At 28.3% G+C, this 19791-nt stretch carries 22 protein-coding genes, 1 pseudogene and 1 riboswitch; of the genes and pseudogenes, 6 read left to right on the forward strand and 17 right to left on the reverse strand.

Annotation, left to right across the window (positions count from 1 at the left end; translation table 11 throughout):
- Positions 1 to 267: 267 nt before the first annotated feature.
- Together J2Z76_RS03195 and J2Z76_RS03200 are read left to right on the forward strand one after the other, a co-directional pair.
- Positions 268 to 471: a heavy-metal-associated domain-containing protein gene (locus J2Z76_RS03195; RefSeq protein ID WP_209510563.1), complete on the forward strand. Its 204-nt coding sequence runs from the start codon at positions 268 to 270 to the stop codon at positions 469 to 471.
- A 47-nt stretch (positions 472 to 518) separates the two neighbouring features.
- A complete protein-coding gene (locus J2Z76_RS03200) occupies positions 519 to 689 on the forward strand; it encodes a hypothetical protein (RefSeq protein ID WP_209510564.1) in 171 nt (56 codons plus the stop codon).
- Positions 690 to 756: 67 nt separating this feature from the next.
- Here J2Z76_RS03200 and J2Z76_RS17045 read toward each other — a convergent pair.
- Positions 757 to 855, reverse strand: a pseudogene (locus J2Z76_RS17045) (acetate uptake transporter); the annotation flags it as partial.
- Between the two features lie 45 nt (positions 856 to 900).
- A complete protein-coding gene (locus J2Z76_RS03205) occupies positions 901 to 1827 on the reverse strand; it encodes an NAD(P)H-hydrate dehydratase (RefSeq protein ID WP_209510565.1) in 927 nt (308 codons plus the stop codon).
- A 226-nt stretch (positions 1828 to 2053) separates the two neighbouring features.
- On the opposite strand from J2Z76_RS03205, the gene J2Z76_RS03210 reads away from it, so the two are divergent.
- Both J2Z76_RS03210 and J2Z76_RS03215 read left to right on the forward strand, forming a co-directional pair.
- Positions 2054 to 2878, forward strand: a complete 825-nt coding sequence (locus tag J2Z76_RS03210; protein WP_209510566.1) for an RMD1 family protein — start codon at positions 2054 to 2056, stop codon at positions 2876 to 2878.
- Between the two features lie 12 nt (positions 2879 to 2890).
- A complete protein-coding gene (locus tag J2Z76_RS03215; RefSeq protein ID WP_209510567.1) occupies positions 2891 to 3706 on the forward strand; it encodes an RMD1 family protein in 816 nt (271 codons plus the stop codon).
- Positions 3707 to 3818: 112 nt separating this feature from the next.
- Here the strand turns inward: J2Z76_RS03215 and J2Z76_RS03220 are convergent, their stop codons facing one another.
- Entirely contained in the window at positions 3819 to 5480 is a 1662-nt protein-coding gene (locus tag J2Z76_RS03220) for a tetratricopeptide repeat-containing diguanylate cyclase (RefSeq protein WP_209510568.1), read from the reverse strand.
- Between the two features lie 238 nt (positions 5481 to 5718).
- On the opposite strand from J2Z76_RS03220, the gene J2Z76_RS03225 reads away from it, so the two are divergent.
- On the forward strand, positions 5719 to 6486 hold the full coding sequence (locus tag J2Z76_RS03225; protein WP_209510569.1) for an SDR family oxidoreductase: 768 nt from the start codon (positions 5719 to 5721) through the stop codon (positions 6484 to 6486).
- A gap of 160 nt (positions 6487 to 6646) precedes the next feature.
- Entirely contained in the window at positions 6647 to 7984 is a 1338-nt protein-coding gene (locus J2Z76_RS03230; RefSeq protein ID WP_209510570.1) for an O-antigen ligase family protein, read from the forward strand.
- Positions 7985 to 7986: 2 nt separating this feature from the next.
- Here the strand turns inward: J2Z76_RS03230 and J2Z76_RS03235 are convergent, their stop codons facing one another.
- The 14 genes from J2Z76_RS03235 to J2Z76_RS03300 all read right to left on the reverse strand — a co-directional run bounded on the left by J2Z76_RS03235 (position 7987) and on the right by J2Z76_RS03300 (position 19741).
- The gene (locus tag J2Z76_RS03235; protein ID WP_209510571.1) at positions 7987 to 8910 is read right to left on the reverse strand and encodes a pilus assembly protein TadG-related protein; all 924 of its coding nucleotides are present in this window, start codon (positions 8908 to 8910) and stop codon (positions 7987 to 7989) included.
- A 27-nt stretch (positions 8911 to 8937) separates the two neighbouring features.
- A complete protein-coding gene (locus J2Z76_RS03240; RefSeq protein ID WP_209510572.1) occupies positions 8938 to 9978 on the reverse strand; it encodes a coiled-coil domain-containing protein in 1041 nt (346 codons plus the stop codon).
- Between the two features lie 44 nt (positions 9979 to 10022).
- Positions 10023 to 10349 carry a DUF192 domain-containing protein gene (locus J2Z76_RS03245; RefSeq protein WP_342455007.1) on the reverse strand — a complete coding sequence of 109 codons (327 nt, stop codon included), beginning with the start codon at positions 10347 to 10349 and terminating at the stop codon, positions 10023 to 10025.
- A complete protein-coding gene (locus J2Z76_RS03250) occupies positions 10350 to 11282 on the reverse strand; it encodes a type II secretion system F family protein (RefSeq protein WP_209510573.1) in 933 nt (310 codons plus the stop codon). It lies immediately after the preceding gene.
- A 7-nt stretch (positions 11283 to 11289) separates the two neighbouring features.
- The gene (locus J2Z76_RS03255; protein ID WP_209510574.1) at positions 11290 to 12237 is read right to left on the reverse strand and encodes a type II secretion system F family protein; all 948 of its coding nucleotides are present in this window, start codon (positions 12235 to 12237) and stop codon (positions 11290 to 11292) included.
- 10 nt (positions 12238 to 12247) lie between these two features.
- Positions 12248 to 13603 carry a TadA family conjugal transfer-associated ATPase gene (locus J2Z76_RS03260; RefSeq protein ID WP_245210308.1) on the reverse strand — a complete coding sequence of 452 codons (1356 nt, stop codon included), beginning with the start codon at positions 13601 to 13603 and terminating at the stop codon, positions 12248 to 12250.
- Between the two features lie 33 nt (positions 13604 to 13636).
- Positions 13637 to 14827 carry a CpaE/TadZ family protein gene (locus J2Z76_RS03265; RefSeq protein WP_209510575.1) on the reverse strand — a complete coding sequence of 397 codons (1191 nt, stop codon included), beginning with the start codon at positions 14825 to 14827 and terminating at the stop codon, positions 13637 to 13639.
- Between the two features lie 21 nt (positions 14828 to 14848).
- Positions 14849 to 15583 (reverse strand): Flp pilus assembly protein CpaB, encoded by a 735-nt coding sequence (gene cpaB, locus J2Z76_RS03270; protein WP_209510576.1) that lies wholly within the window; start codon positions 15581 to 15583, stop codon positions 14849 to 14851.
- 9 nt (positions 15584 to 15592) lie between these two features.
- The gene (locus J2Z76_RS03275) at positions 15593 to 15985 is read right to left on the reverse strand and encodes a TadE/TadG family type IV pilus assembly protein (RefSeq protein ID WP_209510577.1); all 393 of its coding nucleotides are present in this window, start codon (positions 15983 to 15985) and stop codon (positions 15593 to 15595) included.
- A 75-nt stretch (positions 15986 to 16060) separates the two neighbouring features.
- Complete coding sequence (locus J2Z76_RS03280) at positions 16061 to 16234, reverse strand: Flp family type IVb pilin (RefSeq protein ID WP_209510578.1); 174 nt, start codon at positions 16232 to 16234, stop codon at positions 16061 to 16063.
- Positions 16235 to 16416: 182 nt separating this feature from the next.
- Positions 16417 to 16501, reverse strand: a riboswitch (cyclic di-GMP riboswitch).
- Positions 16502 to 16591: 90 nt separating this feature from the next.
- Complete coding sequence (locus tag J2Z76_RS03285; protein ID WP_209510579.1) at positions 16592 to 17245, reverse strand: prepilin peptidase; 654 nt, start codon at positions 17243 to 17245, stop codon at positions 16592 to 16594.
- Between the two features lie 200 nt (positions 17246 to 17445).
- Positions 17446 to 18063: a rhodanese-like domain-containing protein gene (locus J2Z76_RS16570; RefSeq protein WP_245210309.1), complete on the reverse strand. Its 618-nt coding sequence runs from the start codon at positions 18061 to 18063 to the stop codon at positions 17446 to 17448.
- 162 nt (positions 18064 to 18225) lie between these two features.
- Positions 18226 to 19398 (reverse strand): cation:proton antiporter, encoded by a 1173-nt coding sequence (locus J2Z76_RS03295; protein WP_209510580.1) that lies wholly within the window; start codon positions 19396 to 19398, stop codon positions 18226 to 18228.
- The gene (locus J2Z76_RS03300; RefSeq protein ID WP_209510581.1) at positions 19388 to 19741 is read right to left on the reverse strand and encodes a P-II family nitrogen regulator; all 354 of its coding nucleotides are present in this window, start codon (positions 19739 to 19741) and stop codon (positions 19388 to 19390) included. The genes J2Z76_RS03295 and J2Z76_RS03300 overlap by 11 nt, the downstream gene beginning before the upstream one ends.
- Positions 19742 to 19791 lie beyond the last annotated feature (50 nt).

Genomic DNA, 19791 nt, shown 5'->3' on the forward strand with positions numbered 1-19791 from the left:
AAATTGCAACGATAATTAATTAATCAAATTTTTTTATTGGGTTCTACGAACCCTTAGTTAAAGTTACACAAAAACCACAGTCTTTTTTCACACTTTACTCCTTAAATATATTTTTATTATTATTTCATTTCTCAAACTAAAAATTCATCCCATTTAATACTGAAAATATTTAACTACCCTTTTAAAGAAAAACATACCAAAATAATATTTTCTAATAATCAAATACTATTAATATAAAATTAAATAATAAAATTAGAAAGGAAGCTTATGATTAGATCACATTATAACGTATCAAGATTATTAAATACTCAAATGAAAACTCAAGTAAAAAATGCATTAAATGAAATAGATGGCGTCAAAATGGTTAATGTAGATTTAGCAAGAAGTTCTATAGAAGTTGGATATGATGAATCGATAGATGAAAGCACAATAAAACAATGTATAGAAAATGTAGGTTGTAAATTTGAATGATAATGACTTTAGTTTTCATACTAAATAAAAGAAACGACTTTTAAATTATGATTAACAACAAAAATCGAATGAGAGATAGGGAAAAAAGCAATGCTGAATTAAGAAAAATAGACCCAAAAAATAATGCTGATGTTGGAATTATAAATGGTCAAATAATAGGTGTTCATGAAGGCAAAAACGAAAAACGAAGACCTGAATTTAAAAATAAGAAAGATTAAAATTAAAAAAAGAGATGGGATAATGTTAATAATCATTAAATCGCATCTCTTTATTCTAACTGTTTATTTATAATGGCAATATAGCTTTTCCAAATTCATTATTTACTATTTGCCCTACAGAATTATATATTGCAGATAATCCACAGAAAATACCCACATATCCTGCTGCTGCAATAAATTTATTTTATCCTTCATTTGGATTTAAATCTACTTAACGTATAGTGTTTTGAATTGCTTCCGGTAAATATTTGATTATATCACCTGCAACTAATGAATATTCTCCAACATTACTATTTCCTATATCCCCAGCTAAGCCGTGCAAGTAAACAGATAGTCTTAACGCATCTATAATATATATTTTTTGTCCAATAAAAGAAGCAACAATTCCAGTCAATACATCTCCACTACCAGCCGTAGCCATTCCTGGATTTCCCGTTGTATTTACATACGCATATCCTTCTGGACAACACACAATAGTTCTTGCACCTTTTAAAATTAAATAAACATTGTATTTATTTGAAAATTCAGTAGCTTTATCAATAATATCTTTTCTGACATATGAAACATCTTTTTTTAATAAGTTTGCAAATTCACCATAATGAGGTGTTAATACAATATTTTGTTTATGATTTTTCAACATTTCTAACTTTAGTTGATTTATCCCTTCTGCATCAATCACTAATGTTTGACTAGCACTTTTAATAATGAATTCTAAAATATTTTTATAGTTTCGCATATTTGCACAACCTGAACCAGTGGCAATCACGTCTGAAAATTGTATTAATTCTCTATTTAAATCACTAAATGATAGATTTTGTTCGTCAAAAGAATATGTTAATGCTTCTAAAGACATGGAATCAACTATAGTATAAATTGAATTTGTTACAAACCCCTTTACAAGTCCTGAACCACTTCGTAACGCAGCGTTTAAATTTAATACACAGGCACCAGCCATACCTTTAGAACCAGACAAAAATCCAACTCTACCATATGTACCCTTATGTGAATCTCTAGCTCTTTTCTTAATAAAATCTTTTATATCTGCATGTTCCGTAAGATTAATTTTGGAATTCTCACCTTTTATCAACACATTAGATGTATCAGTTTTACCTAGTATATAATCATCGAAATTGTTCATTTTTACGCTCCATTAGTTAACATAATATTTTAATTGTTTATCTATTTTTTAAATATATATTTTTTTTATACTAACATATACTATATATTATGTAAATAAAAAGACTGATTATTTAACTATACAAAATCAATTTTAATATGTTTAAATTAATATAATAATTTAAATCTATTGACATTATTATTGCTAATAGTATAATTGTATTAAAATGGAAAGCACGGTGAATAATATGAATGACTTAATTTTTAAAACATATGCAGTTACTAATGAAATCGAACTTAATAAAATTGCAGAAGAATGTAATATCAAGAAAAAATACACTTGGGAAGAGCCTCTTATTCTTCAACAAGATATACTTGAAAGAATAATCAAAGAAAAATCAGAAGAAAATGAAAAAATATTAGTTTTTTCTTTTGGTAGCATTGTTTTTGTTAATTCAACTATTGAGCATACAGAAATATTCATGCGATATTTAAAAAATATTGAACCTGATATTGATATTGAACATTACAACACATTTCAAGATGACTATGCTCTACATCATGTGGAAGGTGAAGAAATTGAATTTACAGACAGTTTTGTTCAAATTCCAAACATGGAATTATTTTATCCTGAGCTTGTATCAATTGTAATTGCAAAATCTGTTGCACTTGAAAGAATAGAAAAACAACTTAGCAAAATCCTAGATGATCTTGAAATTAAAATTGATAATCTTGAAAAGGGAAAACTAAATATTGGTAACAAAGAACTAGCTAGGACTACATCAAGAATTGTCAGACACGAATACAATACTATTGCTTATATAATGATTTTAGATAAGCCAGATATCACTTGGATAAACAGTGATGCCGCATATTTTTATGAACAAATGTCAGAATTTTTTGAATTAAACGATAGATATGAAATAATTAAAAGCAAAACTGAAATATTAAAAAGTATAATTGATGGGCTTGGTTCTATAAGTAATTCAATAAGAGGATTATTTGTAGAATGGGTAATTGTTCTTCTAATAGTTGCTGAAGTAGTTCTAATGCTACTTGATTTATTAAAATAAAGGATGTGTAATATGAATAAAATAACTTTTTATACATATAAGGTAGCTACAAGATTACCACTATTAAAGATATCTTCATTTTTTAATATAAAGCAAGATACAGGTTGGAAAGAGTATGTTAAAATAGATAGGATAGAAATAGAAAATATACTTAAATATTCTTCATCAAAAAAGGCAGTTTACTTATACAAATATGGATGCATTACATTTATAGATTTTAATCAAAATGAGATTTATATTTTTCTTGAATACTTAAAAAAAATATTCGTAGAATTAGATAACAAGCTGCTTTCTAAGTTTAACGATACACACACAATTTATCTTACATCTGATGACACAGTAGCTTTATGGAAAGGCTCCGAAGAACAATTTCACTATCATAATAAAACAAATGATATCGTAGCATCAGTTTTAGCAAAGTCTATTGAACTTCACAAAATAGAAACAGAACTTTCGGATGTTTTAGATAGTTCAGGTAAACTTATTTCCTATTTAAACAAAGGATCTCTAAAAGCAAATACAAAAAAAGTAATTTCAATCATTGCAAAATGTATCAGATTTAAATATAGAAGTATTGAAAGCATAAAAATTCTCGATAAGCCTCTTGAATTTAATAGAACAATAGAAGCAAGGCAAACATTTGATGTAATGAGTGAATATTTTGAACTAAAAGATAGATATACTATTTTATCAGATAGAATGAATATTTTAGATTCAATTACTGGAGAATATTTCAGTTATAGAAACATGCAAGCAGAAAAAAGACTATTATTATTTGAAATATTACTACTTAGTATCTTTCCTCTTTTACAAATAATTTCAAAATAAGTTAATTTTAAATATAATGTAAATGTTTTTACTGTGTAATTTCCTTTAAAGTAAACTACACAGTACCCAACTTTAAAGGCCTAAACAAACTACTTCATTTGAGCCCTCCATTTCACCTCATCATTGTTTCATTTAATAAATTTTTTACAATTGTGATATTTCGTCCCATGTCTTTAGCTTTATAAAGTTCTTCATCTGCAATTTTAACCATTTGAGATATATCATTTAAAAAAGAAGCTTTTCCTATTACTCCACCTACGCTTATTGTTATAACCATGTCCTTATTATTGCTCATATAATCCAAAGATAATTTTTCAACTTCTTTTCTTATAGTATTACCTACTTCTAATGCTTGGTCGTAGGTTATGCCTTTTACACTATATATGAATTCTTCTCCACCATATCTTCCAAATATGTTTTTATGTATTTGTATATCTTTTATGCAATTTGCAACTTTTATAAGACATACGTCTCCTTTAAGATGACCCCAGTAATCATTATATTTCTTAAAATTATCAATATCTATCATAAATAAAGCAATGGTTTCATTTTTTAACAAAGATTCTTTCCATGTATTATTTAAATAATAATTAATATACCTTCTATTTGGGATATTAGTAAGTTCATCTTCTAATGCCTTTTTTTCTAAAATTTCATTTGACCTTTTTATGTATTCTAACTCTCTTTTTTGATTTGAAATTTCCATTTCTAATCTATGATTAATAATTCTAATTTTTTCAAGCTTGTCCGTTTCTTTTAAATAACCTAATTCAATTTTTATAACCTCAAGTTTATTTCCTAAATTTGAAGTCATGATTTCTTCGTTTAATCTACAGTATCTTTTATAATATTCAAGTGATACTCTAAAATTAGCTATTTTTTCATAATAGTCAGCTACAGTTTTACACATTTGACTTAATTTTTTCTTTGCATTAATTTCTTCCGCATATTGTATTGCCTTCTCATAATAAAATAAATACTTTTCTGTATCTATTTCCAATTCCATTTTTGCAATATTCTCTAATACATCTATAGCGTAAAACTTATTATTTATACTATCTAACCTACGTAGAGCACTAAAAAAATATTCTTTTGCCTTAATGTAATTATTATACATATAGTGTACTTTTCCTAATTTGTTTTCAATTTCCCCAAGTACAACCATATCGTTTTCAACTTTAAGAATATCATAACTTTTAGTATAACATTTCAAAGCTTTATCAAATTTATTTTCTATAAAATAAATTTCACCAATATTACTAAATAGAGAAGCTGTATTTATTTTATAATTATTACTAACACATATGTCAAGGGCGCTATTATAATATTCTAATGCTTTATCGTACTCAGCACACTCTCGATAAACCTCTCCAATATTATTTAAAACACAACTTAATAAAAAATCGTCTCTAAATTCATCTAACATATCCTTAACTTTTAATAAAAATTTAAGGGATTCTTCATACATTGAACTATAAAAATAAGCAATGCCAATAAGATTTAATGATTTAATTTGTCCTAACATATCCTGCAAATATTCAAATATTTCATATGCATTATACGAATAATCAAGCATTTTACTTATTTCAGATTTTGCTCTACAAGCAAAAGCCTTAGAAACCAACGCATACCCTTCTTCTGCATTTAAATTATTTTTTTTTGCCATGCTATATACTTCATTACTAATTTCATATGATTTATCAGGATTAATTGTAGATAGTTTTTTTGCTTCATTTAGCATTATATATATTTCTTCAAATATGGTTTTCGACATAATAATATCCCTCATTTTATCATTCAATAATGTCATTTACTTCCATCATTTAAATATATTCTACAATATTTCCACTAATTCAACAAGTTATTTTTTTATTTAATATTGATGTCGAAAATCATAATTTAAGCAATAGAAAAATAAAGTAGTTACAATTACTGCTTTTATTAAAATAATATGTTTAAAAAGCATTTTTTATTGGTATATTATATTATATATATAATTCTAGGAGGTTCAAATGAAAAATTTATTTGATTTAAATGGAAAGGTAGCTGTTATTACTGGTGCATCTTCTGGTTTAGGAATACAATTTGCTAAAGCTCTTGCTAATCAAGGTGCTGATATTTGTATACTGGCAAGAAGAATGGAAAAACTAAATATAGTAAAAAATGATATTGAGTCTTTAGGTGTACGATGTCTAGCTTTACAGTGTGATGTTACAAAAAATGATCAAATCAAAGCATCAGTAAAAGCTATAAAAGATAACTTTGGAAAAATTGACATATTAGTTAATAATGCGGGTGTTGGAGTAATGAATCCTGCTGAAGATCAAACTGATGAAGCATGGCAACAAGTTGTAGATATTAATTTAAGTAGCGTTTATTATTTTGCAAGAGAAGTTGGAAAAATAATGATTGAAAATAACTATGGAAAAATAATAAATGTTGGCTCTATACATAGTAAAGTAGCAATGTCTGGATTACCAATTTCAGCATACTGTGCTACAAAAGGTGCAGTATTAATGCTTTCAAAAGAATTAGCAAATGAATGGGCAAAATATAATATTACTGTAAATACAATTGGACCAGCATATTTTCCAAGTGAAATGACTGAATCTGTAATTTCAGATGACGGTTTTATGCAAGTAATAAAAACATATTGTCCAATGGGCAGACCAGGAAGAGATGGCGAGCTAGATGGAGCTATAGTTTACTTCGCTTCAGATGCATCAAGCTACACTACAGGTCAATATCTTGCGATAGATGGTGGCTGGACATCAATCTAAAATAAAACAATCTATCTTATCACTCTTGTTTCATGATATATCAATTAATATCATTGATATATCATAATTATTTTGGTATAATAAATCAATTAAGTAATGTTATTTAATAGCTTAAATAACATTACTTAATTTTATATAAATTATATCCTAGAGGTTTGAAATGGGCTTAACAGACAAAGAAAAATTATATATATCAAATGAATCGAATACTGTTATTACATTAATAAAAGAATTTAAAAATATTGCAAAATTTACAATATTAATTGCTCTTGCTGGAATTCCATTGGTATTTTTACCACTTGGAAAAGAATTTGATCACTTTTATTTACCAAAAGTTGTAGCCATGTTCATATTAGTATTTAGCTTTTTAAGTTTATTCATTTTGAATTTCAAAAATGTTGGAAAAATCATAGAAAACGATTGGATTGACAAATCACTTCTAATATATTTTTTTCTACTAATTATCTCAGTTTTTTTTGCAGATAATTTTTACTTAGCAATATTTGGGTCTGTAGACAGATTAGAAGGCATAATAACTATTTCAATGTATATGATTTTATTTCTAATCGCGCGTTATTGCTCAAAAACAAATGACAAATTTTATTTAATAATACTGTTAACGGCTATCCTCGTTTCAATATATGGAATATTTCAGCATTTTGGACTTGACCCATTTATTAGAGATGCAATTAGAACTAATTGGGGATATAGATCTTTTTCGACAATGGGAAATCCAAATTTTCTTGGAACCTATTTAGTTTTAATGATACCTATTTCAATTTATTTTTTTATCATTAGAAAGCTAAAAACAGGACTATTATTTTATTCTATATTGCTATATTGCCTCTTATGTACAAGCACTAGGGGTTCATGGTTAGGTAGTATAGCATCTATGGTGAGTTTTTCATCACTACACTATTATTTTTACAAAATTAAGAAAGATGAACTTAATAGATATATAATTTTGTTATTTTTGTCAATTATAATTGTTTTATTGTATGATTTTCAAACGCAAGGTGAATTGCTAAATAGATTTTTATCAATTACTAATGATGCAAGAATTTTGCTTACTAATGGTGAAAATTCAGACTACACAGGTGCTCATAGAGGTTTTATTTGGAAAAGAGTTGTTGAACTTATTAAAAATCGACCAATATTCGGATATGGTATAGAAAATCTTGGAATTACTTTCGAAAAATATTATCAAAAGGATATGATTGGCTTATGGGGCAATGTTATAAATGTTGACAGAGCTCATAACGAATATTTACATATTGCAGTTTCATCAGGAATTCCATCGCTTATTGCTTATCTAACATTTTTAACACTAATACTCAAGAATGGTTTATGTAAAATAAGGCATGATAAATACATGTTGTTACTCATATCAAGTATTATAGGGTATCTGGTTGCTGCCTTTTTTAATATAAGTGTTGTTTCAGTAGTTTATGTATATTGGATATTCTTAGGTTTAATTGCAACAAAGGTTATTAATTAATTTTATTCAATTAATGCCGATACAATCCTTGCTGCTTCCGCATTTGTATAATCTCTTGGATATTCATTATTTCCTATATTATAAATATTTAGTACTTGAAGTAATATTCTCTGCATATTTCCATTTGGTTCATAGGAAATCATATTTGCTTCTAATAAAACTAAATCGTCATAGTCAATAGTAAGTCTATTTTCTAGAGCATTATATTTTTCTTGATTTATTATATCATTAGATAAACTTAAGATATAAACTGGTTTATTTTGATCCATTATTGTTTGAACTTCTTGTTTTACATTAGCTACAACTCCTTTTGTAATAGTTAAACCATCGCTATAATTTACCATTATATAAGTATTCTCATGATCATTTTCATTCATAATTGTTATTTCATCCTTCCATAAACTTTCAAAGTCTCCAGATGAATCTGATAATTTTTCCCAAAGCTCAATATTTTGACCAACAGCATAATTGTCGTCTAAATTAACAAATGGCAATGCTTCTCCATCCCACCTATAAAAATACTTTGCTTTAGCAGTTACAGATACAAAATCATCATTATTAAAAATAATACTTGCAAAGAATTTAGGTACCTTTTGATTAATTACTACCTCGACTATTCCTTCATTTCTTTTAACGATAGGTAAAATCTCGGCTTCTTCTTCACTTAGTTTTGATTGTATATTTAAATTTGCATAGTTAATTGTATTAACTTTCACATCGTTATCACTGGTTAGTTCTGTAATTAGCATAGCACCTGCTAATGCAGCTGAATCAGCTGCATTCTGAAGTTTGTCTATTTGATATGTTTTATAGCCTAAATCGACTACAAATGCACCTATGCCAATCAAGGAAAACAATACCAAAATTAACAATACCATGCTTTGACCCGATTCATCTCTAAAAAACTGCTTATATTTTATCAACATTATACTACACCTCAATATATAATTAAATTACTCGGCAATTTCCCTTATTTCATTATTAATACTCTTTATACCTTCTAAATTTTTGTTTTTTTCAATTTCAAGTTTAAATAATGAAAATTCTGACTCAGCATCGCTTAATTTCCTTTGAGCTATATATTTATCTATTAATACATTTGATTTCTCATTTATAAGCATAATTGTATTTTTATATTCTTTTTCTAACTGACTTTTCAAATTATCATTGGATAATATTAATTTTTCATTTTGAACATTTAATCCTTCTACTGTTTTTGATAAGTTGTTTATATTTAATTTAAGTACATGAATTTCATTTGTCAATGTATCAATTGTTTCGTCTTTCAATAAATTATTCGAATTTAGTTTTGATATCACATCCGTTTGCGCTGACAGTTGTTCCGTCAACTCATTTACTTTGAATGACAATTGTGAAACATTTCTCTCAGACATAACACCTTTTAAATATCTACTTTCATTTTTTTCTACCTCCAACTGACTATAAAGGTCTGCCACTATATCTCTTTGTTTTTTAGACTCTAATTTCTCTGATTTTAATATTTGTTTTTGTGCTTCAGTTTCTTTTATTGAATGTTCTAACTTTAATTGTAAATCTTCCTTATCCTTTTCCTGCTGTATTATTCTTTTTTCTAAAATATTTTTTTCTCTATTTGTAGCCTTTACTTCTTCTTCATATTTTTCAACATTACCTTTTAATGACATTAAATCTTGTGCAGAAAATTCAGAATCATTAAGCTTTATATTTCTAAATGATTCAGCTAAATTATCATACTCCGCAGAAATTCTGTTGTATTTTGCTAACAAAGAATCATTGTTTTTTTTTATACTCTCTTTTTCTTCAAACAAATCTTGAAGGTTTCTAGCAAATGTTTCTTGTGATAATTTTTGTTGTTGACGCAAAACATATAAATAATCTTGTACAGATTTTTTAGTATAACCACCAATTGATTTCTTTAAATACTGTTCTAAATCAGACTCTAGTGTTTTATCACGAAACATTTCATCTATATCAATATTTATGTTCTCACTCATCATTTTTCTCCCACTTTGCAATATTTCATATTAATATTATAGTATTATTCCAATAAAATTTTATCTCCTATAAATACCCCATTTGCAGAACCAACGGCTAATTCTAATACATTAGCTGCTTTTCTAACCCTTTTTCCTATTTTCCAAGGTTTTATTGTCTCTATGTGCAATACATCCATGTTTTCCGAAAGATAAACTACATCCATTGGAAATTTCATAAAAAAGCTATGAATTGAATTACATTTCACCAGTAGCAATCCTTCTTTTTTATCAAGATACTTTCTACCCATTAATCCAATAAAACGAGATGTAAAATTATTAGCTATACTTAATTCATCAGTTATCATAATACCTTTACAATATATTCTCACTTACATTCCTCCAAACATTTCAATAATTTTAATAACAGCGGGTCCTAACAAAACAATAAAAATAACTGGAAAGATAAACAATACCATAGGCAACAACATTTTAATTGAAATTTTCATCGCCCTCTCCTCAACTTTATTTCTTCTATTTTGACGTATGGCTGCGGCCTGAGTCCGAAGCACATTCTTCAAAGATATCCCCATCTTTCCTGCTTGAATTACAGCTCCAGTAAAAGATTTCATATCATCTATATCACATCTTTCGCCAAGCAATACTAAAGCATCCCTTCTACTTCTTCCCATGGTCATTTCTCTATAACAGATATTTAGCTCATCGAGTAAGGGACCTTTAAAATTATTAATAACATGTGACATAGCTTGTTCAAATGCTAAACCAGCTTCTACATTTACACTAATCATATCTAGAACATCGGGCATTTGACTTTCTAAACGTTCCTTTCTTTTTTTTATACGACTCATTAAATTAAAGCGCATTACAGTATAAGATGCATATACACCAAATAATGCCATGAATACAATAGTTATTATGTTAAATTGAAACAATAAACCAATAATCACAAATATAATTGATATTGTAGTTATTACAATCATTCTTATTACCAAGTATTCATTTGGCATTATTATCATACCTGCTTGTCTTAATATTTTTCTTAAGCTATCATCTTTTTTAGTATTTTTAGTATTTTTAGGTAAATGCTTTGTAAGCAATTTTATAACATACTCTAATTTTTGTTTAGCAAAACGTTCATATAATGATTTATTTAAATCCTCGTCTAAATCAACATTTTTTTGTTTGAACGAAATATTATATAACCGTTTATTAATCATGTCATAGTCTATGCCACGTTTATACAGCAGTATAACTAAAATACAAAAAATCAGTAGCCCACCAAATATAGAAATAATAATAGCCATATATACCTCACACTTTTATATTAACAATTTTATTAATTAAAACAAAACCAACTGTTTCAAGAACAACAGAAATACCAATCATAATTTTACCTAAATCCGATTCAAAAAAACCTTCAAAATAAATTGGATTTATTAACATTATAATTAAAATTATCGCAATTGGTAAAGAACCTATAATTATTCCTGATACGCGCCCCTGAGCAGAAAACGTTCTAATTTCTTGCTTTATTCTAATTCTATCCCTAATAGTTGCAGATATAGTATCTAATATTTCAGATAAGTTACTACCTACTTGCGATGATATTAGTACAGCAGATACTAAAAGCTCTAGATCCTTATTCTTAGTACGTTCTACCATATGATTTAAGGCATCCATTTGTTTAACACCATAATGAATTTCTCTTAATACTTTCGAAAATTCCTTGGAAATGGGTGGTTGCATATCAATAGCTATACTTTCCATACCTTGCAAAAAAGTAAAACCACCTTTTAAACTGTTGCCTATGATTATTAACGCTTCTCCGAGTTGCTTGTTAAATAATTCATCACGCTTTTTTCTTGATTTAGTAACTATTATTGGAGGTATAGCAAATCCAATTATGCCTATAGCTGATGTAGTAATTATATTTACTCCCATAAAATCAATTATAATCATAGGCAAAATAGTTGAACTAACCCAAAAATAAATAAATTCTAAAGCGGTAAGCTTTATACCTGATGATGCAATATAATTAGAAAATTCTTTATTAACAATCTTAATTCTATTTTTTTTCTTTTTGTGCTCTTCTTCATTTCGTTCTTTTATAAATTGTTCTTGTACATCATTGGCTGTATTTTCTTTAAAATACTTTACAAGCCTATCTTTTTCTTTTACCTTCCCAGGTGACGACAAAACAATATTTATCATAAGATAGATGAAAATTGAACTAAATAAAGATATTAAATAAATCTGCATAACTTCACCTCTAATTCACAAACCAATCATCTCTAACTAGTACGCCACTAGATGAAAGCTTCTCAATAAAATTGGGTCTTATTCCAGTTGATATAAAATTACCTCTAATTTTACCAAACGAATCCACTCCCTCAGTTCTATAAGTGAAAATATCTTGAAGTGTAATAGTATCTCCTTCTATACCAACTATCTCAGTAATATTTACAACTTTCCTTGACCCATCTTTTAGCCTAGATTGATGAACTATTATATCTAGTGCTGAATGAATTTGCTCTCGTATAGCTCTGACAGGTAAATCCATTCCAGACATAAGAACCATTGTTTCCAAGCGAGACATAAGCTCTCTTGGTGAATTGGCATGTGCTGTTGTTAAAGAACCATCATGTCCCGTATTCATAGCTTGAAGCATATCTAATGTTTCTCCAGAACGAACCTCTCCTACTATTATTCTATCAGGCCTCATTCTAAGTGCATTTCTTACTAAATCCCTTATTGAAATTTGACCCACCCCCTCAATATTAGGGGGTCTACTTTCCAATGTTACAACATGGTCTTGAACTAATTGAAGTTCCGCAGCATCTTCTATAGTAACTATGCGTTCATTTTTAGGAATATATCCTGATAGCATATTAAGCAATGTTGTTTTACCACTGCCAGTACCACCTGCTACAATAATATTCAATTTACCTTTAACGCATGCTTCTAAGAAAGACACCATCTTAGGTGAAATAGAATTATACTTTATAAGATCACTAGCATTTAGTGGTTTTTTAGAAAATTTACGTATTGTAATTGTAGGACCATTTAGTGCAAGTGGTGGAATTACAGCATTAAATCTGGAACCGTCAGACAATCTAGCATCAACCATAGGACTTGATTCATCAACTCGTCTTCCTACCGAAGACACAATACGATTAATAACATTCATCAAATGCCCATCATCTCGAAAAACCACTTGAGAAAGTTCCAATTTTCCTTTTCTTTCTACATAGATTCTGTGAGGACCATTTACCATAATTTCACTAATTTCAGAATCATTCAACAATTGTTCTAAAGGACCTAAACCCATTACATCACTGTATATTTCTTTTAAAAGTCTCGCTTTTTCAGACCTAGACATGCTTGAAGCTCTCTCATCTACAATGGACTCCATTTTCATCATTAACTGTTCTTCTTGTTCTTCCTTTATATTTAAAAGACTTACATCATCTTGATTTATTGTTTCTATGAATTCTTTATGGACCGCTTCTTTTAACTCAATATATTCATCATTAAAAGTAATATTATTATTCTTTATAGGTATATCCAATAATTGTTCATTACTATTATTTGACTTAATTTTCTCCATGCGATCAAGCAATCCCAAATTATTCTCACCTCACTTCTAAAAGTTCTTTTTTTAAAATAAACCTAATACCTTATTTTTCTTTTTTTTGTTCAAAATATCGTAATTTGCTGACCCATTCAATAATAGTTCTACTAGTTCAGAGATTGATTGGCTAAGTTGACTTTTAGGTGCTCCTATTACAAAAGGTATACCTCTATTAAGAGCATTTACCGCAATTTTGTAATCACTTGGCATTTTTGCCCAAATTGGATAACCAATGATTCTCTTTACATCATTTATAGTTATAGTGTTCATATCAACTGCTCTATTTACAATAATCCTTAATTTATCTGTTTGTTGTAGTGATTCTAAAATTGAAATACTCAATTTAGAATTTTTAAGTATGGAGATATCTAATCCCGTTACAAAAAATATAAGCGATGAAGACTCTATGGCAGTCATAGTAATTTCTGTAAAAGAAGGAGCAGTATCAATTATTACATAGTCATAATATGTTCTTAAAAGACTTAACAAACTTTGAACTTTTTCAGCGGAAACTAATTCAGCATATTCAGGACTTTTAGGTGCACATAAAACATGCACTCCACTTGAATGAACAGACATGTAACTTCTAACAGAATCTATATTTGGAATTATTACGTCTTGAACTAATTCAGTAATAGTGTCTTTAGGTTCTATATCTAAAAAAATATGCAAATCTCCAAATTGTAAATTCAAGTCAACCAAAACTACTTTTTTTCTTTTTGCTGCAAGCTTTACCGCTAAATTTGCAGCTATGGTACTTTTTCCAAGTCCACCTTTTGCTCCAAAAACAGTTACAACTGTGGATGACCATACCAATGTTTCATTATTACTAAGTGCTTTGATTCGAATTGATTCATTATTATAAACAGACTTTATATATTCTGCGAAGTCTTTAGCTGATGTAGGAAATTCAATTACATTATGACATCCAACCTTTATTGAACTTTGCATAATTTCTACATCTATATGTTCTGCTACTAAAATTACAAAAGTTCGAGGTCTATGAAGTATTATTCTTTCAGCTAAATTCAAAACATCTGTATCACCTGCCCCTAACGTCATAATTATTATATTAGGAGATGTATTTTCAATTTTATCAAGTGCCAAAGACCCACCCGCAGATTCACCAATAACTGAAAGTTCCTCATCATTTATCATTTTTTTAATTGCACTAAGATTTCTTTCCATTTTACTAATAAGTAAAATACTTATTTTCATAACTATATTCACCCTATTCCTTTAATTAATTATTATATCGTCGTAAAGTATACTTGGCAGAGAAGTAATACCATCATCTAGAGGAGATCTTAAAATTAATCTTAGCTGCCCTTTGTATTCTGACAAACTAATTTTCATGGCTTGCATAGGCGTTACCTGCAACGTAACAGAAGTATATGCTACACCATCCTCATTTAGTGTTTTGCCATCTTGGGATAATACGTTATCAACTGCAAGAACTGTTATATTTTCAGCTAACATAGTTGTATAATACTTAGTTTTATCATCACCTTCAGCTTGTGAATCTACTTTTTCAAATTGTGCTATTACATCAACAGTATTTTTAGGCTTAATCATGCCTGATAATCCTGATAAATTTCCTACACCAATTGTTATAGCACGTGTTCCCTTCTTTATTTCATATGCTAAGGTTCCATTACCACTGTCCCCGTCTACTGAAATCAATTTAGTTGACAAAATTTGCTCTCCAATCATAATTTCAGAACTAGATACCTTTCCTATAGCAAGATTTGTTTCATCAATAGCATCAGCATGTACTGCCTCTACTGGTAAATCAATAGTTTTTAACATGTCTTCTGTAATTATTGTATTAGGAATAATGTCTATTGATGCAATTATCACAGCAGTCTTTGTTACTTCCACATTAACAGGTTTACTTATTGAAGTTAAAAAATTATATAATAAAACAGCAACAATTATCGCTGAAATTAATGCTAAAATCTTTACTTTTTTCATTGTTATCTCCTAATATTCAAGTTTCATGATGCATGTTGATTCGAGAGTGAATGTATCTCCTACAATAGCAGATAGAAATGGTGTAATCACAAATATATCAGACTCTAAGTAAACGGTTATACTTTCATTTGATTTACTAACATTAACATTATTACTTTTTAACGTTGGAGCCCTATTATTAATTATTTCCTCTGCTTTAATTGTAGCATTAACAATAGTCATTTTATCAATATTATAGTGAATTGCATTGTACCTAGCAGCTTCTCTACATGCATTATCAGCTAATATCTGGTTACCAAAAATCCATCCAAAGTCAATTATACCAGCAATCAGAAATATTAATATAGGTAGCACTAATGCAAATTCAACCATTGCTTGACCATCTTCTTTTTTTATAAACATTTTAGCACCACCATATTTGCAAAAAGCACCGAACTCGAACGTAACGAAAGAGCCGGCGCTTTTTTTATTTAGCTTCTAAGGAGTTGTTGTAAGTTTACTTGCAGCATTATTAAATATACCCTTAACATTACCACCTAGCAATGTTAGAGCACCAATAACAACTACTGCTATAAGTGCTAGTATCAAACCATACTCAACCATTCCCTGTCCACTTTCTTCATTTTTTAACCAATTCATAAATTTTTTCATTTGTTTCCTCCAGGTTTTAGATTTTTTTAAAAATTTTAAACCCAAATTATGTATCAGAACCAGTGAAAAACAAATAATAATATAGAAAAAGATTAACTAATTATCTTTTTCCTATAAAATCAAAAAACTTTGCTGTATATAAATAAACAGCAAAGTTAACTTCACGTAAATGTACAATTAAGTACAGCAACTGGCTATCATACCATAACTGGCTTAGACCCTATAGCTTTGCGTCATTTTCTTTAGAAAACTTTGCCTATTAAGTTATAAACATCGTACCATGTAAATTTTATCATGTCAAGAAGTTTTTATTGCAATTTTGTATAATAATATATATTAATATATTATTAACTCAAATTAGAATAATAATGTTATTAGAGCAAATATGAACCCTGATATCATAAAAGGTGCAAGAGGTAGCATTGTTGATAAAAATATTTTTTTTATTACAAAACCAATTGTAATATAAACTAAAAGCACAATAGCCATAATTTCTACAGCAGTTATAACTAACGGGTAACCAAGCGCTAAACCCATAGCTCCTGAAAGCTTTACATCTCCAGCTCCAACTTTTCCAAAACCTACGAAACCAGCTGCAGAAGTAAATACACCCATCATTACAACCATACATACAATAGCTATCATCATAGACAACAAACCATAACTGTAAAGCTGAAATATTATGCCTACTACTGCAAGAGCAATAACAAGTTCATTGGGTATAATACGTATTTGAATATCAATAAAGATTATTATTAACCCTAAAATAATTAGTATACCTATTAACAGTCCTACAAACAAATCGTTAACATTAAGTGCTATAAACATCCAAACTCCACAACTTGATAAACTCAAAAATACTTTAAATATTTTCGAATACAAAGCTATTTTACTGCTATTTACATTACCTTTACCCTTCTTATACTCCATTATTCTAAATGACAAATAAGGAATTGTATAACCTAAAATAATACCAATTAAACCATATAAAACTGTTATCTTTGAAATCATTCCATCACCCCTCTATCTAATATGCGAACATGCAGTTTCATAAATATATAAAATCATAGCATATTAAATAAGTGTATACAACCTTAAATATTTAAATGGAAGAAATTTTGGAAATGAAATTAATCAAGCATGTATTAGTTGTAAGCATTTTCATATGATAAAGCCTAATATTGAGTAGGCAGAGTTTTGTATGTTAATTTCTATTTAACAATTTCATAAGGCCAATCGATTATGCCACCGAAGTCATATACATTTGTATATCCCATCTCAATAAGTAACTTAGATGCAGTTGCACTTCTATTACCACTTCTGCAATAAACTAGTATTTTTTCATCTTTATTCGTAAGAACATCAAAAGCCCTTTTTTCTATTTCTGTAACAGGTAATAGTACCGCTTGTTCAATATGACCACTGTCATATTCGTCCTGTGTACGAACATCTAAAACAACAGTATCTTCACTATCAATTATTTCTTTTGCTTCTTCCGAACTAATTTTTTTATATTCAGTTTTGTTATTCATCTCATCATTCACCAATTCAATATTAATTCCTGTGACCTGAACAGGATAACTTTCTCTAATTTCAGGATATATTTCAACTTTCACTTTTTGTCCTACTTCTGGAACAAATTTAATTTCTAAATTCTTATCATAACGGACACTTGCTTTATCAAAACCTACATCATCATTAGTTTTAACCATAATATCATTTTCTGTTACATTTTCAATTATACCCACAAATGTAATATTATTATTTTTTTGAGTGCAACTTGTAACAAGCAAAATTATAATACTAATAACTAAAAAACATCTCCTCATAACTACTCCTTTCATATTCAGATTTTATTTCTTTATAATATAATTATATATACCCCGTTAATTTTCAATTAACCAAATAAAAACATCTATGATTAAAGATTAATTGTTATCATAGATGTTCCATTGCTTATTATTACATACTTTGACGTATAAACATAATTATTATATTATGATTTCTCCAGATTTAACAAGTGCTATTTTAGCGGCTACAGGCCCAATTATTGAATAAATAAATGTAGAACATAAAATAACAACTCTGATTTGTGGTGCATAATCAGGAACAACATTTCCTGCTGCAACAATTAACCCTAATGCTACTCCTGCCTGTGGCATAAGAGTGGGTCCTAAATATTTACAAATTTTATCTTCTTGTTTAGTTAATTTTCCGCCTGCCCAAGCACCAGCCCATTTTCCTATAACACGCATTACAACATATACTAATCCTATTAGACCAATTCCTTGAAGCGCTGAAATTTGAAAGCCTGCTCCGGATATAACAAAGAATATCATAAATATAGGCGGGCTAAATGAATCAGTTATTTCTACAATACTATCAATATCTTTGAAAATATTTACTAACATACCTCCCAAAGACATACATGCTAACAATGGTGAACCATGCAACTTACTAGAAGACCAATAGATTATTAAAATAAAAGCTATAATAATACAAAGTCTATTTGACGACTTTTTAAACCATTTAAACATTAGTTTCATAATAATACTTGCAACAGCGCCTAAAACAAACGATATTATTATTTCATAAATAGGATTTAATATGGATAAGAAAAGATTAGTATCAAGAGAAGAAGACATCATTTTAACTATTGTTGATGCAAATCCAAATCCAATAAGTGCGGTAGCATCATCAATTGCTACAACGCTCATAAGCATAGAAGTTAAAGAACCCTTTGCCTTATATTGATTTATGACCATTATAGTTTGAGCAGGTGCAGTTGCAGCTGCTATGGCACCTAGCATAATAGATAGCTTTAAATCGAATCCTATAATAATTAAAGTTGATGTAACAAGTATAATTGCTCCAAATGATTCCATAATAGCTATTCCGATAGGTGCTATCCCTACCCTTTTAAAATAAGAAAGATTAAATTCACTTCCTATAGAAAAAGCAATAAACCCTAATGCCATATCAGAAATTACAGCAAAATTATTTACCATATCCATTGGTATAATATTAAAAACCGATGGCCCTAGCAAAAGACCAGCTATAAGATATCCTGTAACATTTGGAAGTTTAATATACTCAACCAGTCTTCCAAATATAATACCAGAAAATAATAGTATTGCAACATCAAATAGTATTTTACTTTCCACCTTTATTAATCCCCTTTGAATAATCAATAGGTAAGCTAAAAACAACACCATTATCCTTTGTTGATAAATCGCCTACTACACTTTCAATAATATTTACTGCTTCATCTAACTGGTCATCTTCTATAACTGCAAATATTAAATTTCCCTTTTCCCTTTCAGGATTCAAGAATTTTCTTAATGAGCCTAAAAACGGAATATCTTCCTCTCCATGTTTATGGCTTAACAATCGTGCCATACCCATGCTTTCTAAAACAGTTGCACCACTAATATTCTTACGCGCAAATTCAGATAAAATATCATCTAATTTTTCCGTCTTAATTAATACATAAAATAGTAATCTCATTTCTACCTCCTTCAATTTTATAATAGATATTATATAATTGAAAATAATGG

This window comes from Sedimentibacter acidaminivorans (assembly GCF_017873955.1).
In the GTDB taxonomy this organism is placed as follows: Bacteria; Bacillota; Clostridia; order Tissierellales; family Sedimentibacteraceae; genus Sedimentibacter; species Sedimentibacter acidaminivorans.